The sequence below is a fragment of the Hahella sp. CCB-MM4 genome (assembly GCF_002260525.1).
Lineage (GTDB): Bacteria > Pseudomonadota > Gammaproteobacteria > Pseudomonadales > Oleiphilaceae > Hahella.
Genome location: NZ_MRYI01000016.1, coordinates 25188 through 39677, shown reverse-complemented (window position 1 = coordinate 39677; position 14490 = coordinate 25188). Strand labels below are relative to the sequence as shown.

Annotated in this window: 14 protein-coding genes; 8 read left to right on the top strand and 6 right to left on the bottom strand. The window is 49.3% G+C overall.

The window, feature by feature from the left end; all coding sequences use genetic code 11:
- Positions 1 to 149: 149 nt before the first annotated feature.
- The 4 genes from BTA51_RS22230 to BTA51_RS22215 form a co-directional block, all read right to left on the bottom strand.
- Complete coding sequence (locus tag BTA51_RS22230; RefSeq protein ID WP_094711285.1) at positions 150 to 878, bottom strand: ABC transporter substrate-binding protein; 729 nt, start codon at positions 876 to 878, stop codon at positions 150 to 152.
- Positions 879 to 963: 85 nt separating this feature from the next.
- On the bottom strand, positions 964 to 2253 hold the full coding sequence (locus BTA51_RS22225) for a dicarboxylate/amino acid:cation symporter (protein ID WP_094711284.1): 1290 nt from the start codon (positions 2251 to 2253) through the stop codon (positions 964 to 966).
- Positions 2254 to 2316: 63 nt separating this feature from the next.
- Positions 2317 to 3750 carry an aspartate ammonia-lyase gene (locus BTA51_RS22220; protein ID WP_094711283.1) on the bottom strand — a complete coding sequence of 478 codons (1434 nt, stop codon included), beginning with the start codon at positions 3748 to 3750 and terminating at the stop codon, positions 2317 to 2319.
- A 426-nt stretch (positions 3751 to 4176) separates the two neighbouring features.
- Entirely contained in the window at positions 4177 to 5094 is a 918-nt protein-coding gene (locus tag BTA51_RS22215; RefSeq protein ID WP_094711282.1) for a LysR family transcriptional regulator, read from the bottom strand.
- A gap of 347 nt (positions 5095 to 5441) precedes the next feature.
- On the opposite strand from BTA51_RS22215, the gene BTA51_RS22210 reads away from it, so the two are divergent.
- Positions 5442 to 6179, top strand: a complete 738-nt coding sequence (locus tag BTA51_RS22210) for an aspartate/glutamate racemase family protein (protein WP_246841134.1) — start codon at positions 5442 to 5444, stop codon at positions 6177 to 6179.
- 81 nt (positions 6180 to 6260) lie between these two features.
- Here BTA51_RS22210 and BTA51_RS22205 read toward each other — a convergent pair whose 3' ends face one another.
- Positions 6261 to 7685, bottom strand: a complete 1425-nt coding sequence (locus BTA51_RS22205) for a sigma-54 dependent transcriptional regulator (protein ID WP_094711281.1) — start codon at positions 7683 to 7685, stop codon at positions 6261 to 6263.
- Positions 7682 to 9370, bottom strand: coding sequence for a transporter substrate-binding domain-containing protein (locus BTA51_RS22200; protein ID WP_246841133.1), 1689 nt, complete (start codon positions 9368 to 9370; stop codon positions 7682 to 7684). Before BTA51_RS22200 ends, BTA51_RS22205 begins: the two co-directional genes overlap by 4 nt.
- Before the next feature lie 259 nt (positions 9371 to 9629).
- Between BTA51_RS22200 and BTA51_RS22195 the strand changes: the two genes are divergently transcribed.
- From BTA51_RS22195 to BTA51_RS22170, 7 genes are all read left to right on the top strand, one after another.
- On the top strand, positions 9630 to 10031 hold the full coding sequence (locus BTA51_RS22195) for a cupin domain-containing protein (RefSeq protein WP_094711279.1): 402 nt from the start codon (positions 9630 to 9632) through the stop codon (positions 10029 to 10031).
- Positions 10032 to 10514 (top strand): hypothetical protein, encoded by a 483-nt coding sequence (locus BTA51_RS22190; protein ID WP_094711278.1) that lies wholly within the window; start codon positions 10032 to 10034, stop codon positions 10512 to 10514.
- 7 nt (positions 10515 to 10521) lie between these two features.
- A complete protein-coding gene (locus BTA51_RS22185) occupies positions 10522 to 10947 on the top strand; it encodes a hypothetical protein (protein WP_094711277.1) in 426 nt (141 codons plus the stop codon).
- Positions 10948 to 11099: 152 nt separating this feature from the next.
- Positions 11100 to 11570, top strand: a complete 471-nt coding sequence (locus BTA51_RS22180) for a hypothetical protein (protein ID WP_141215648.1) — start codon at positions 11100 to 11102, stop codon at positions 11568 to 11570.
- A 55-nt stretch (positions 11571 to 11625) separates the two neighbouring features.
- On the top strand, positions 11626 to 11910 hold the full coding sequence (locus tag BTA51_RS30530; RefSeq protein WP_210404895.1) for a hypothetical protein: 285 nt from the start codon (positions 11626 to 11628) through the stop codon (positions 11908 to 11910).
- 12 nt (positions 11911 to 11922) lie between these two features.
- On the top strand, positions 11923 to 12339 hold the full coding sequence (locus tag BTA51_RS30525; RefSeq protein ID WP_210404899.1) for an aspartate/glutamate racemase family protein: 417 nt from the start codon (positions 11923 to 11925) through the stop codon (positions 12337 to 12339).
- Positions 12340 to 12438: 99 nt separating this feature from the next.
- Entirely contained in the window at positions 12439 to 14364 is a 1926-nt protein-coding gene (locus tag BTA51_RS22170; protein ID WP_094711275.1) for a hypothetical protein, read from the top strand.
- Positions 14365 to 14490 lie beyond the last annotated feature (126 nt).

The window sequence follows — 14490 nt, the reverse complement described above, 5'->3', positions numbered from 1 at the left end:
AACAGACTAGTACTGGTATACAAAGTAGTACTGATAAAAAATGCTGACAACGCATAACCTTACCTCGTACCACAACCGGTTCGTTTATCAAACCGAGCCATTAACCATGTGAGTCCAGTCTAAAAAAAACAGATAAGTCCGTTCTCGTGTTACCGATATCTGGCAAGAATTGCATCGTAACTGCCGTCAACGACGATGGCGTCCAATGCCTTTTGGAAGCGATCTGCTTTTTCCGTCAGATCTTTTGGAAATGCCACATATCGCTGTGCCACTTTAACCGCTTTGGGTAGGAACTTTATCTGATCCCTGACGCCCAAAATCTTGGCTTCCTCTGACAGAACATTCTCGTCACCGATAATCAGGTCCACACGTCCTGCCAGCAGTTTTTTGATATTGCTGGTGTTATCGGAAGCCTTGTCATCCCTGATGAAGAAATCCGCCTGATCAAAACGGTCTTCATAAGCGTATCCTCTGACAGTTCCAATTTTTTTCCCCTTGAGGTCTTCAAGCGATTCAAATACCAGTTCATTATCATCAGATCTGACAGCAAACACTGTACGTCCCGTATGAATCGGGCCGACCATCAGATATTTTTCAAACCTCTCGGGCTTACCCACCCAAGGGAAACTGAAATCCACCCCGGCACTATCCGTCACTGCCACAACCCGAGCCCATGGGTACCCTGTAAGGTTGAAGTCCACGCCCATTTTACGCATCACGGCTTCCACGATATCCACATGAATTCCATGGACATTTCCTCCTTCGCTTATGACATAGGGAGGAAAATTCCGATCTGTTGCAACATTCCATGTTTCCGCTTGAATGACAGGAGTCAGAATAACAAAACAAAAGAATGTCAGAGTCTGGATAATTTTCATGGACAAACCTCTTTCTGGTTTAGGGGGCGCCCCAAATGAGTTGCGCCCCTGATGGGAACCCGCCCGAGCGACAGGTGGTTTTACGCTACTCGGCCGCACTCATCGGTACGCCGCCTCTCACACCTTCCCTGTTGTAAACCGTCTCATCCAGCTCGTTTTCACTCTTGGCCACGAGTACAGAAACCATCAGATCTCCGCAAACATTAACCGTGGTTCGGGCCATATCCAGAATCCGATCGATACCAGCGACGATAGCCAGGCCTTCCATCGGCAACCCAACCGTGCTCAACACGAGTGACAACATGATTAATCCGGCACCAGGAACACCAGCCGTACCGATAGAGGCCAGGGTGGAAGTCATGATGATCGCCAGATAATCCATAAACGAAAGATCCACACCGAAAGCCTGCGCAATAAATAACGCGCATACTCCCTGGTACAACGCCGTGCCATCCATATTGATGGTGGCCCCCAATGGCAGAACAAAACTGGAAATACCTTTGGAAACCCCCAGTTCTTCACGGGAGGCTTTAATGGTAGCCGGCAGGGTTCCAGAGCTGCTGGTCGTGGTAAAGGCTACCGAAGCCGGGTTAACCAATCCTTTGAGGTAGCGGATAGGATTCAGACTTCCCAGGAAAGAGATCATCCCCGTGTAGAACACCAGAACATGGATGAGGCAGCCGATGTATACCACGGCAATAACTTTGATCAATGGCAACAGGATGTCGGCCCCATATTTGCCGGCGACCCAGGCCATCAATCCAAAGACGCCGAAGGGCGCAAGCTTCATCACAAATTCAGTCAGCTTGTACATCCCCTCTGCCAGCCCTTCAAACACCTGAATAACAGGCTTGGCCGGATCACCACAGCGGGAAAGTGCTATTCCAAGGCACAGAGCAAAGACAATAATCTGCAGAATGTTACCCGATGCCAGCGCTGCCACAGGGTTCTTTGGAATTAGATTCAGCAGGGTATCGATCAACGTAGGCGCTTCTTTGGCAACAGGGGCCGCTTCCACCGCCACCATGCTGATGCCATCCCCTGGGCTGAACAGCGTTCCCAGCCCCAGGCCGATACTGATAGCAACCGCTGTGGTGCCCAGATACAGAACCAGACTCTTGAGCCCGATTCGTCCCATCTTCCGGGAGTCCTTCATTGAGGTCACCCCGACGATCAGGGAAAAGAAGATTAAAGGAACAATCAACATTTTGATCGCATTGATAAAGAGAGTGCCGATGGGTTTCAGGACTTCAGCGTCAGGCCCCATGATGACGCCGACAATGACACCCAGCACCATGCCAAGCAGAATTTTCTTCCATAGGGCAAGGTTCCGCCAAAAGCCGCTCTGGCTGTCGTCAATCATTGAGTGTTGCATCTTTTATCACCTGTTATTGTTGAATGGGTTTAACACCCGCAAACGCGGGATGACTGAACGACCTCACCGTTGGCTGCGGCGCGGTCTAATCATGTTCTCCGGTTTCAGGATTTCATCGAGTTCCTGCTGTTCCATGAGTCCTTCCTCCAGAATCAGGTCCAATACACTCCGGCCATTGACCAATGCACTTTTCGCTATCCTGGAGGCGTTTTCATATCCGATATAGGGACTGACGGCCGTGACAATGCCGATGCTCTGATCCACCATGTCTTTGCAGCGGCTGACGTTGGCCGTTATGCCCTCAACGCATTTCACCCGGAACATCTCCATGGCCTTATTGAGCAGACGGATCGATCCGTGAATGTTGTAGGCAATCAGGGGTTCCATGGCATTCAACTGCAGCTGCCCTGCTTCTGCCGCCATAGTGACAGCCAGATCATTACCAATGACCTGATAAGCTACCTGGTTGACAGCTTCTGGAATGACCGGGTTAATCTTGCCCGGCATGATGGAACTTCCGGGTTGTTGAGGAGGAAGGTTAATTTCATTGAGTCCGCAACGGGGGCCCATGCTCAGCAGGCGGAGATCATTGGCTATTTTGGAAAGCTTGATGGCCACTCGTTTAAGCATGCTGGAGAACATCACGAAAGCCCCCATGTCGGAACTGGCCTCTACCAGGTCGGATGCCTGTTTAAATTCAATTCCACTGACTTCAGCGAGATAGGAAACGGCATATCCGGAATACTCAGGATCAGTATTAATGCCGGTCCCAATGGCCGTCCCTCCCAGATTAACTTCGGTCAATAGTTCTGCCAGACCGGCAATTCTCTGAATATCCTCTCCCAGGGTTGTGGCAAACGACTGAAACTCCTGGCCCAGCGTCATGGGTACCGCATCCTGCAATTGGGTGCGCCCCATTTTGATGACCCCGGAAAATTCCGCCGCCTTGGCTTCAAAAGCGCCACACAATGCCCTGAGTGCGGTTACCAGCTCTTCGTGTTTCAGGAGAATGGACAGGCGAATGGCAGTGGGATACACATCATTCGTTGACTGGGACTTATTGATATCGTTGTTGGGATGGAGAAGCTTGTATTGGCCCCTGGCATGGCCCATCAATTCCAGCCCGATATTGGCGATAACCTCGTTTGCGTTCATATTGCTTGAGGTACCGGCACCACCCTGAATCATGTCAACGATAAACTGATCGTGGTATTGCCCCTCCAATATCTTTGCCACGGCCCCCTCGATCGCGACCAGCTTGTCTTCGCTCAAACCACCCAGCCGATGATTGGCTTTAGCGCAGGCAAGCTTGACCATGGCAAAGGCATTCACCAGTTCGGGGAAATGACTTAACGGGACGCCTGTCAGATCAAAATTATCCCTGGCTCTCTGGGTCTGGATGCCAAAGTAGGCATCATGAGGTACTGCTGCGTCTCCCAATAAGTCCTGTTCGAGCCTGACACTGTGTATCTGATCAATCTGAGGGGTATTGCCCATATAGTTACCTTCAATTGGAAATTATTGTTCATCCGGTAATTGCGCTTGTTTAGCAGCGCTTTCCAATCCATAGGGCAAAAATGGGGCCATACGCTAAAAACGTTCATAACCCACTGTTATATAATAATTAAATATCAGTCGCCGAAGTTCACTCCAACGTCATCAGGAATATAACCAAACAAAACATTTCTTTTTAAAAGGCAAAAAAGCTCATTAAAAACAGGGAGATAAAACACTTATAACCAGAGTTATAAATATGCGTTTGGTTATAGGGGTTTAAGACTTGATGCCCATTAAAGACTGAAAATATTGAGAGGCTGAACTATTGGAAGGAGAAAGTGAGACAGACCCGCTTCATTTCATGAAGCAAGCTAATACCGATCACCGGCATACACACGGCATTGATTTCGCACCTGACACTAATCGTTAGGATGACTGATCATCCACCGAATATTCGCTCTCAAGCACTTTCCAAAGTGCTTCAGCTTCTGGGGATAGCGTTCTCATGCACCGGTATATACAGATTTGCAAAGGAATGTGCCACGTCTCCTCGCCACAGCAGACGAGAAACCCCTGCCGGACTTCTTCTCGAATGGAAAAGGAAGGTACCCAGGCAATTCCCATTCCCTGCATGGCCATGACCTTAAGACTGTCCGCCATAGACGACTCTGACACCAGTTGTAAATCGACCTTCCTTGGTGGATGACGTAATAATCCGGCGACCATACGGCCGAGATAAATGTCTTTTGGATATCCAAGATAAGGCAGGCTCATCCGGGTCTCCTCATCCAGGCTGTACTGGGGTTTTCCTTCATCTCCGCCGCGACAGACCGGCAACAGTCTCTCAGTACGTAAATAAAGCTTGGCAAATTGAGTTGAATCCAGTGTGTGATTCTCGAATGCCAGAAGAAAGTCACAGATACCATTTTTCAGTGCTTGTACGCTGTCATCCACATTCGCAATCAACTGGCGGGAACGGAAGCTGGCCTCTGTGGTGTTCAGTGACTTTAAAAACTCGGGGAAAAACGACAACGCGAGGGTATGGGATACCGCAAAATCAATAACACTTTCTTCTCCGCGCCCCAGCGATCTGATATGGGTTACACAATCATCCAACTGTGAAACCAGATTTCGAGCCGTGATTTGAAACAGGCGCCCTTCCCTGGTGAGCTGTACCGGCATACTGGTTCGATCGACCAGCTCACATCCAAGGGATGCTTCCAGTGCTTTGATACGACGGCTAAATGCGGGCTGGGTCAGGTGGCGCTCCTCCGCCGAACGGGAAAAGCTCTGGGTCCGGGCCAGGGATAAAAAATCCTCCAGCCACTTGGTTTCAATATTCACGAGTTCCTGGCCCCCGGTAATTTTTTTAATGGTTGACAGATTTTCTATGGTTCACAGATTTTCTATGGTTGACAGATTTTCTGAGGTCGGCTGTTTGCTTGAGGTCGACAATTTGTCTGCACAGAACAAATTCTAAAGACTGAAAAAGCGGATATCCCGCATCCATTAAAAATTATGCCGAATCCGTCTACCCCATACCAAATCAGCATAGCTCATCCAGGTTGCTGATATTCAATTAACAATCGATATCCCATACAGATTCTGCATAGGGCATGAACATTTCGCATTGGCCCCCTGCATCCAACAGCCTCTAGGGTTCGCGGTAAACCACTCTGGAGTATGCAGCTTTGGAAAAAAACACCATTGGAATTCTCGGCGGTATGGGGCCGTTGGCCACCGTCGATTTCATGCAGAAAATCATCAACAGTACACCCGCCCAAAAAGATCAGGATCATCTGCCGTTAATGGCCTATTCAATCCCCCAGATTCCAGATCGTTCCGCCTGTCTGCTCAAGCATCAGGCATCTCCGCTGCCAGCCCTTATCAAGGGCGTTAACACCCTGACCACAGCCGGTGTCGGATGTATTGCCATCCCCTGTAATACCGCTCATTACTGGTATCCTGCTCTGGTTGAATCAACGTCCACTCCGATCCTGCATATTGCCCGAGCCTGCGCAGAGGCTCTACACGCCGAGCAGATTCGCACCGTCGCTCTTTTAGCCACTGACGGTACCCTGAAAGCGGGCATCTATTCCGAATATCTGGCGCACTATGGTATCGCTCTGGAGATACCCTCACCCACCGTACAGAATCGAGTCATGGAAGGCATCTATCGGGTGAAGGCCGGGCATATTCAAAAGGGCGGAGAGATATTGGAGTCCTGTATGGCAGAGATGCTGAACGGACCGGCGGAGAAAGTGATACTCGGATGCACGGAAATCCCCCTGGCACTGGATCGCATTCATTCAGAACTTCGTCCTTTCAGCATGGATGCCACAAACGCCCTGGCCACTGCCTGCATCCAGTGGTATCAATCCCTGGCTGGATCAACTGAGGGTAATATCAACCTCAGCCGGGTCGGTTAATTCAGGTCCTATTCTCACTCATTTGATCAGGTTTTTTTGATAGCTAATAAGAAAGAATAGAGAGTAGAAAGTGTTAACCGCCTACTCCTGCTCCCCCTGGGATTTCTTCAGACGCTTACTCAAAGCCGGCTGGGAAATCCCCAACATACGTGAAGCAATCGATTGATTCCCCTGAGCCCTTTTCATCGCTTCCCTAACCAGCATGTCGTTAGCTTCCTGCAGCGTGGGAAGTGAGTGTTCAGGATGAAACAACATTCTGCCGGAAGCCGTTTCCGGTATTTCTTCCTGTTCCACTAACGGACTGTCCAACAGGCGCTTAAATACATCCATGGACAACACATGAGAACGATGTCGGCTCATGGCTTCAAAAGCCAACGCACGCAGTTCCCTGACATTGCCAGGAAATCCATAGGTCATCAGGAGTACCGGCAACTCCCGGGGAATTGCGGGCTTGTTTTTACCAAGCTCTCCCGCTGCTTCCTCCAGGAAATGATCCAATAGCAATGCAATATCCCCCGGCCGCCGACGCAGTGGCGGTATATCCACTTGATGTATGCGAATCCGATAATAGAGATCTTTACGGAACTCCCCAGCCTGTTGTTTTTTTGCCAGGTCCTGGTGAGTGGCCAGGATGATTCGGGCCTGTATCCGTTTTGGTCGATCGCTGCCCAGGGGATAGTATTCACCTTCCTGCAACAAGCGTAATAGTTTGACCTGAGAAGCCAAACTCAGATCACCGATTTCATCGAGGAACAAAGTACCGTTTGCAGCCTCTTCGATATAACCGGCCCTGGTATTGTCAGCCCCGGTAAAAGCACCACGGCGATGGCCGAACAGGGCATCGGCAAATATGTTATCGTCCAGACCGGCGACATTGACGCTCACCAATGGCCCGCGCCGCCGGCTCAATCTGTGCACCGCCTGGGCAATCAATTCTTTACCGACACCACTTTCACCACAGATCAGGACCGGCTGGGTACTCGCTTTAATTGACTCCAGATACTGGAACACCGATCGCATTGCCTTGTCCTGAGTGATAATCCCTGCAAAAGCCTCCGGATCCTCAAGCGTGTCCGTCAGAAGCCTTCGACGTATCTCCTGGTTTTCCTGGTGAATCTCCTGTATTCGAATCGCCCGCCGAATCCCCTCAATGATTCGGTTTTCTTCCGTGGTTTTGACAAAGTAGTCATGAGCCCCCAGGCGAATACAGTTCACAGCGGTTTCCAGCTGATTCAAACCACTGAGGACGATGACCGTAATCTCAGGATATTTCTCCACAATCTGCTGAAGCAAATCAGTCCCCGACAGATGGGGCATGGTCAAGTCCAGCAGGACAAGGCCCACCGGTTCCCGGCTCAACATATCCATCACCTGGCGGCTGTCCTGACAGGTGTATATGTGGTTAATCCCCGCATTGCGCTCCAGAACAATGCTGAAACTTCTCAAGAAAGACGGCTCGTCATCCACCAGGAGAACGCCGAAGGCAGGATATCGGTTTCCGCTCATATAACTGTATTACCCTGATATGCGGGCAGGGTCAGAGTTACCTTGGTCCCCTGTCCCGGCTTGGAAATGAATTCCAGAACGCCTCCATGTTCCTTCACGATACTATCGGAGACCGAGAGTCCCAATCCGGTTCCCCCGACCTCCCGTTTGGTTGTATAAAATGGATCACAGAGTCGGGCCAGATGCTCTTCCTCAATCCCCATGCCTTCATCCTCCACCAGCAGCGCGAGCCTGCGGCTGCTCTGCAGAAACCGGGTGGTAATCCGAATACCCTTTTCACGAGACTCCAGGGAATGACAGGCATTCACGATAAGGTTAATCACCACCTGCTCAATCCTTTGGGCATTACCTCGAAACGGTGGCAGATTCTCACCGTATCTGACTTCGAATTTGTCAGTGGATTCGCTAATGGTGTTATTCACCAGCCGAATGGAGGTCGCCACCACCTGATTGAGATCCACTTCCTCACTGATATCTGCCGGCTCCTGGCGGGCGAAATCACGCAGGTCATCTACAATCCGCCGGATCCGTTGAACGCCGTTGACCATATCGTCCAACAACAAAGGGACTTCGTTGCGCATACGGCTGTAGCTCAGTCCGCCCATATTAAAATCGCCGTGCTCCTCATAATAAGCCTCCAGAATGCCTTCTATTTCTTCAAAGGCATCCTTCATCACCGGAAGGTTCAGCAATAAAAGACTACTCGGATTATTGATCTCATGGGCAATGCCCGAGACCAATACCCCCAGGCTGGTCATCTTGTCGGCCTGAATAAGTTGCTGCTGCCGTAACTGTAATTCCTGGGTTCTACGGGTAACCTCCCGACTGAGCATTCGGTTCCAGACGACAGTTCCCCCTAATATGGCCAGCATTACCGCAGACAGTATGGCGGCTGCCAGTCCGATTTTCTTCCAGGGTGGTCCCTTGGCTTCCAGGGGACCGAGCCACTTGTCATAGATTTCCTGATACCGCCCGGTGTTCTTGAGGATAGCCAGCCCCTCGCTGAACCTGGCCAGAAGTTGTTCATTACCCTTCTTAACGGCGTATCCATAGCGCTGGGCACCAAACGGCTCACCCACCGCCTTGATATTCGACAGTTCCAATTCTTTGCCCAGATACAACCCGGGCAGGTTAGCCACCAGGGCATAGTCATGCCGGCCGGATGCCAAAAGTCGCAAGGCCTCTGCATGGGTATCCACCAGAATCAGGTGCGCATTCACGTGGTTCTGCAGCAGATAGTCATGCATGATGCCACCTTTTTGCACGATGACTTCCTTGCCCTTAAGTTCTGATATCCCGTCAACGGCAGGCTCACCGACACGGGTAAAAATGGATTGGTTGATAATGGCGTGGGGAGGTGAGAATGAGAAATTCCTGGCGCGCACTTCAGAATAGACCATGCCCTGGAGCGCATCCACCTGACCGGCAGATAAACGAGCGCGCATGTCGTCCCAGCGGGATAATTGAACGTTTACGTCCATCCCCATGACATCGGCAATCGCCCTGGTCAGCTCCGTATTAAACCCGTCTGGCTCGCCACTCTCATTCAAAAATTCATAGGGAGGGTAATTCCAGTCACCTCCAACAATGACAAGGTCCTGGTTACCGGCTTCCCTTGCCAGCACATCCACGCTTACTATCAGGCAAAGGAGGCTGATCAACGTATACAAATGAAATCGGTTCACACAATTCATTCCGGACTACTTTCATTGTCATTATTTTCAGTTGGCCATTGATGGTACATAAGCCGGCTATACCTGACTATTATTATGGAAATACCGAGTACAGCAAGTAAGGGGATTCAACAGTTTGTCTTATCGCCAGTACAGACAACCACGAATAGTGTATTCAGAGAATACTCCGGATATGATTCTTATCCCCCACCAAAATGACATTTCTTGCATTGATTGAAACCACTTCCGAGATTACAGAGGAGAGTTACCCATGAACCCAGACCAGGAAATCGTCACTGTCAGACCGACAGAAACTATTCGTACCATTCAAAGGCTGCCCAACTATGTCGGTATTTCAGAAAAAACGGCAGGCTCAACCGGCATATCCATGAACATCGTGGTAATCCCTCCACTAGCAAAGGCAGAGCCTCACTATCACGATGGTTTTGAAACAGCGATATATCTGCTGAAGGGGGAAGTTAAAACACTCTATGGAGAAAACCTGTCCAAGTCTGTCATCAACAAGGAAGGGGACTTCATCTTCATCCCCAACGGCGTCCCTCACCAACCCATCAATTTGAGCGATACCGAGGAAGCCATTGCATTGGTGGCAAGAAATGATCCGAATGAACAGGAAAGTGTGCAGGTTTATCGGCCAGAGTCCCAGTCTTAGATGTTTATATTAGAAGCCCAAAGACATGCCGACGTTGTCGGGTCATTTAAAAAATATAGGGAATACCTGGAGGCTAACCGGGAGCAGTTTCCACACAACGCGTTTTCACTGGCCAATTCATCCTGGTACTTCGATTTCTCACACCATCAGTGCCCACACGACAGTTGGCTGGAAAACATCAGCATTTTTGAAAATGCCTCCGGAGCCCGTAGCGAAGTTCGACAAACAGCTATTCGACTAAGGCTCCTGGCAGCATATCACGATGGATTTATAGAGCTGTCATATCCCTGTGTATTTTCGTATAAATTGGAATCTCACGGAGATGGTAATGGGCATAGCGATTGGCTATATGACGAAATACGCTTAAGTGAAAATGGCCATGTTCTTCATGAGATCGAATGGGCTGGGATGAGTCACACCTCGCACTGGCTAATTGAATCCAACGACATTGAATTCAGTTGGATTCCTCATGTCAGAAAATAGGATCATAATGAGTACAAAAGACCCTGCAAATATGCGATCCCCCTATATTGATAAGGTCAGTATCGCTTCTATCTTGATTGCGGTCTTACTGTTGTTCTATTTGTATTACGCGTATCAGCAATATGATGGAACAAGCTATCATTATTCGAGCAATATTGCGGAATTTTTCAGGCTATTTAATCCCCATAAAGGCGCTGCTGGAGCCGAAATGAAGCCAACCAGTTGGCTCTATATCAGCGAAGAGCGGGTATTTTTCGCTTTCTTCACCGTGGCTTTTTTACTTAGCATCGTCGCCATCACCCGACTTCTCATTGCAAAGCTTAAGGGTCGGAGAATTCTCGCATTCGCCAGCAGCTTTTCGATCGCAGTGACAACCCTTGTTTGTGAAGTCTATGTCTTTATATCTTCCGGGCTGATAAGTGCCTGCGGCTGAGTTTTCTAACGTTTTTTCAGGCTCAAACAGTATGAAAAAACAAGCTACCAAGCCAATCGAAATGTTAGAAAATTCACCTTAAACAACTTAGTATAGCGTTCTAAAAACATGAGATTCTTTAATGGAAAGTATGATTACTAAAGATGGAAAAGATGAGTAACGACATTTACCAACCTCCCACTTCTGACGTCACCCTGGATACCCCTCTCAAAGGCTCGGCTGTAAAAGGCATCTTATTCGGAGCTTTAATTGATATTCTGGGCTCGCTCTTACTGAGCATCATCGTCAGCTTTGTTTTGGGCATTTATCTTGCCATGCAAAAAATTCCAGCTGAGGAAATCGTGAATCGATTGCAACATGTTGGAACAACTTCGTTTACAGGGATTACCACCACTGGTCTTGGTCTTTTAATATCCGCGCTTGCCGGTTATGTATGCGCCCGAAAATCCATTACCAATATCTATCGAAACACCACCATTCTTAGTGTCATTTCCTGCTCATTCGGGCTCATCATCAGCTATGGGGCTTACTCACCGATTGAGTTTGTCGTTCTGTCGATCCTTACGATTGGAGCCATGTTCCTGGGGACTTACCTTTGGCATAGGAAAAGCCGGAACGCATAAAACGATAATCTATAAGAAAAGCGATTCAGGCAAACTTAGAAGCAGGAAACTGACAATGGAAATCAGTAGGACGGGACACCCTAAACACATCGGCATCGTTGCCTGCTCCGCAGAAGGGGCAGCGCTCTGTTATCGCACCATATGCGCGGAAGGGGCAAAGTTACTAGGGCCTCATGCTCACCCGGAAGTTTCACTTCATACCCACTCATTGGCCGATTACGTAAAATGCCTGGATGCCGGAGACCTGCAGGGTGTGGGGGAATTGATGCTGTCATCTGCGGAAAAACTGGCCAATGCCGGAGCAGATTTCCTGATTTGCCCTGACAATACCATTCATTAGGCGCTACCCTATATTCAGGAGCGTCTTCCATTACCCTGGCTGCATATCGCTGAGGTCGTTGCCCAAACCGCGCTGTCCCGAGGATTCAAATGCCTTGGTTTGACAGGCACCCAATGGCTGGTAGACAGTGAAGTATATCCTCAAAAACTTAGCGCCCAAGGGCTCGAATTTGTTCGCCCAGAGAAGACACAGCGGGAGGAAATCGGCAGAATCATCATGGATGAATTGGTTTATGGTGATTTCAAACCGGATTCCGTAAATTATTTCAGAGAAGTGATCGACGGGCTCAAGAACTCTGGTTGTGATGCGGTGGTCCTTGGATGCACAGAAATACCACTGATCATCAACGATACCAACTCTTCACTGCCCACACTGGATTCCACCCGTCTGCTGGCGCAAGCAGCACTGGAGCACGCGATACAGCGTTAACCACAGCTGATTAAGGACACTGAAGTAACGGACTGAGAAGTAATGGACTAAGAGTTAACGGAACGACGAATTAAGGGAACTAACAGCAGGGACAATATCATGAGCAATCTGCCATGGATCGTCGCCGGACCAATACTCCGGCGAACGACTGAAAACCGGGTTTGTGTATGGATAGCGCTCAGTGAACAGGTCAATATCGAGCTGAAGGTCATTGACCCGAATGATCATCTGCTGGGAATAAGCTCTTCTGCCTCCCAGACCCTGCACAAGATCGGTCGACACTTCTACGTGGCTCTCCTGGAAGCCAGACCTCTTAGGGAATCTGACAAATTCCCGAAAGATCAGCTTCTGTACTACTACCTAAATGAAGTGTCCTCAAAGAGTTCCCCCAACCCGTTTAACCTCAGTGATTGTTGCCTTCCCGGACACGAACATCCCAGCTTCTTCATACCTTCCAAATTACGGAAACTGGTGCATGGCTCTTGCCGCAAGCCCCAGGGAAAAACATTGGATGACGAGGGCAACGAACATTATCAGGATGCATTCTCTGAGGTTGCGAAACTATTGGAAAACACAGCCGACAACCTCGAAGAACGTCCTCCAATCCTCTGTCTGACAGGGGATCAGATATACGCTGACGACGTATCAGACAGCCTGATTACCCCACTCAACCAGCTCAGTCAAAAACTCATGGGGGAGGATATCGGCGTACCGATGATTGAGCGGCCGGGAACCCTGAAACATCGATGGAGAGAAAGGCTGGAAAAACATTCAGGACTTTCAACCGATCGGGGGAAAAATCATCTGATCAGTTTTGGCGAATACGCTGCCGCCTATGTGATCGCGTTTGGGAATCGTGTTGGAATTCATGTAAGCCCCGAGGATAAGCGGGTTACAGCCTATCTCGATTGCGCTAAAGCCGTCAGGAAAGCCTTGGCCAACATACAAGTCTATACGCTCTTTGATGACCATGAAGTCACCGATGACTGGAATATCAGCGGGGCCTGGTATGACAGAGTACGTTTCAGTCCTATGGGTCGTCGCATCATTTCCAATGCTCTGGCAGCCTATTGGCTGTTCCAGGGGTGGGGTAATAATCCAGACAATTTCGATGACGAGTTTATCCGAATCGTAAAAGACCACTTGGCAGAGCCTCAATACACGAACAAAGGGGAATTGTTTGACCTGGTCATGTGGAAACACCGGAAATGGACCTATACCCTCCCCACCTCACCACCGATTATCGCCCTGGATACAAGAACCCAACGCTACTTTGACCGCCCCAACAGTACTGCCCGCCTGATGGACCGCTACAGTCTCGATGAATTACGAATCAATTGGTGGCGCCTGAAAGAACGCGGGGTAGAAGGTCCACCGGTATTTCTCTCAGCAACACCGGTGTTTGGATTTGATCCCGCGGAATCAGGCCAGAGTTTATTGTCCCGGTTTTGGGTCAATCCCGAAACCATTGATGCCGAAGCCTGGATCTTGAATAGAAAGGGATACTCCGCACTGTTGGACACGTTGCTGCTCCGACTGAACATAACAAACGCCACCTTTCTATCCGGCGATGTGCACTACTCCTTCGTCAACAAAGGGGTGTATTGTTCCGGTGGCAAGCAGTTCACCGGCTATCAACTGACCAGCAGTGCCATAAAGAACTCGCCGGTCAGCGGTCCTTACCTGGATTGGCTGAACAGAGCATTCGGTGTGGTTAAACATTATCGGGGCCTAAGATCTCTGGTATATATTCCGGCGTACAAGAAGCCGTTCTTTGCCATTTCCAACGATGATGCGAAATATCCGGTTTGGAGAGCCTGTATTACCCAGGTGAAAGATGAAAGATGGAATCGCTATGTCACCAACGTCCCGAATATCGGGCTGATCCATATAAACCACCTAAAGGTCACCAGGCAGGAGTTGATTTCCCCATTACTGGAGCAGCCTTTGGTCTTTCATATTCAGCCCACCGACGTTGAAGGCACAAAAGAGTTGATTGAACGCCATATTCCCGCCACCTCATGATTGAGGCTGAGATTCACGGCTACAGACGAATGAGATTCACGATTACAGACTAAATAGAGGCCCTTTTTAAAAATTTCACAAAAGCTTTTTAGAACAGATTCTGTTGCCCCATTTTGGAGCCAGGTG

Coding starts and splice junctions, on each gene's coding strand:
- BTA51_RS22220 (WP_094711283.1), bottom strand. CDS start 3,750: ATGGGCAATACCCCTCAGATTGATCAGATACACAGTGTCAGGCTCGAA.
- BTA51_RS22170 (WP_094711275.1), top strand. CDS start 12,439: ATGAGCAATCTGCCATGGATCGTCGCCGGACCAATACTCCGGCGAACG.
- BTA51_RS22225 (WP_094711284.1), bottom strand. CDS start 2,253: ATGCAACACTCAATGATTGACGACAGCCAGAGCGGCTTTTGGCGGAAC.
- BTA51_RS22230 (WP_094711285.1), bottom strand. CDS start 878: ATGAAAATTATCCAGACTCTGACATTCTTTTGTTTTGTTATTCTGACT.
- BTA51_RS22185 (WP_094711277.1), top strand. CDS start 10,522: ATGAGTACAAAAGACCCTGCAAATATGCGATCCCCCTATATTGATAAG.
- BTA51_RS22180 (WP_141215648.1), top strand. CDS start 11,100: ATGAGTAACGACATTTACCAACCTCCCACTTCTGACGTCACCCTGGAT.
- BTA51_RS22190 (WP_094711278.1), top strand. CDS start 10,032: ATGTTTATATTAGAAGCCCAAAGACATGCCGACGTTGTCGGGTCATTT.
- BTA51_RS22195 (WP_094711279.1), top strand. CDS start 9,630: ATGAACCCAGACCAGGAAATCGTCACTGTCAGACCGACAGAAACTATT.
- BTA51_RS22205 (WP_094711281.1), bottom strand. CDS start 7,685: ATGAGCGGAAACCGATATCCTGCCTTCGGCGTTCTCCTGGTGGATGAC.
- BTA51_RS30530 (WP_210404895.1), top strand. CDS start 11,626: ATGGAAATCAGTAGGACGGGACACCCTAAACACATCGGCATCGTTGCC.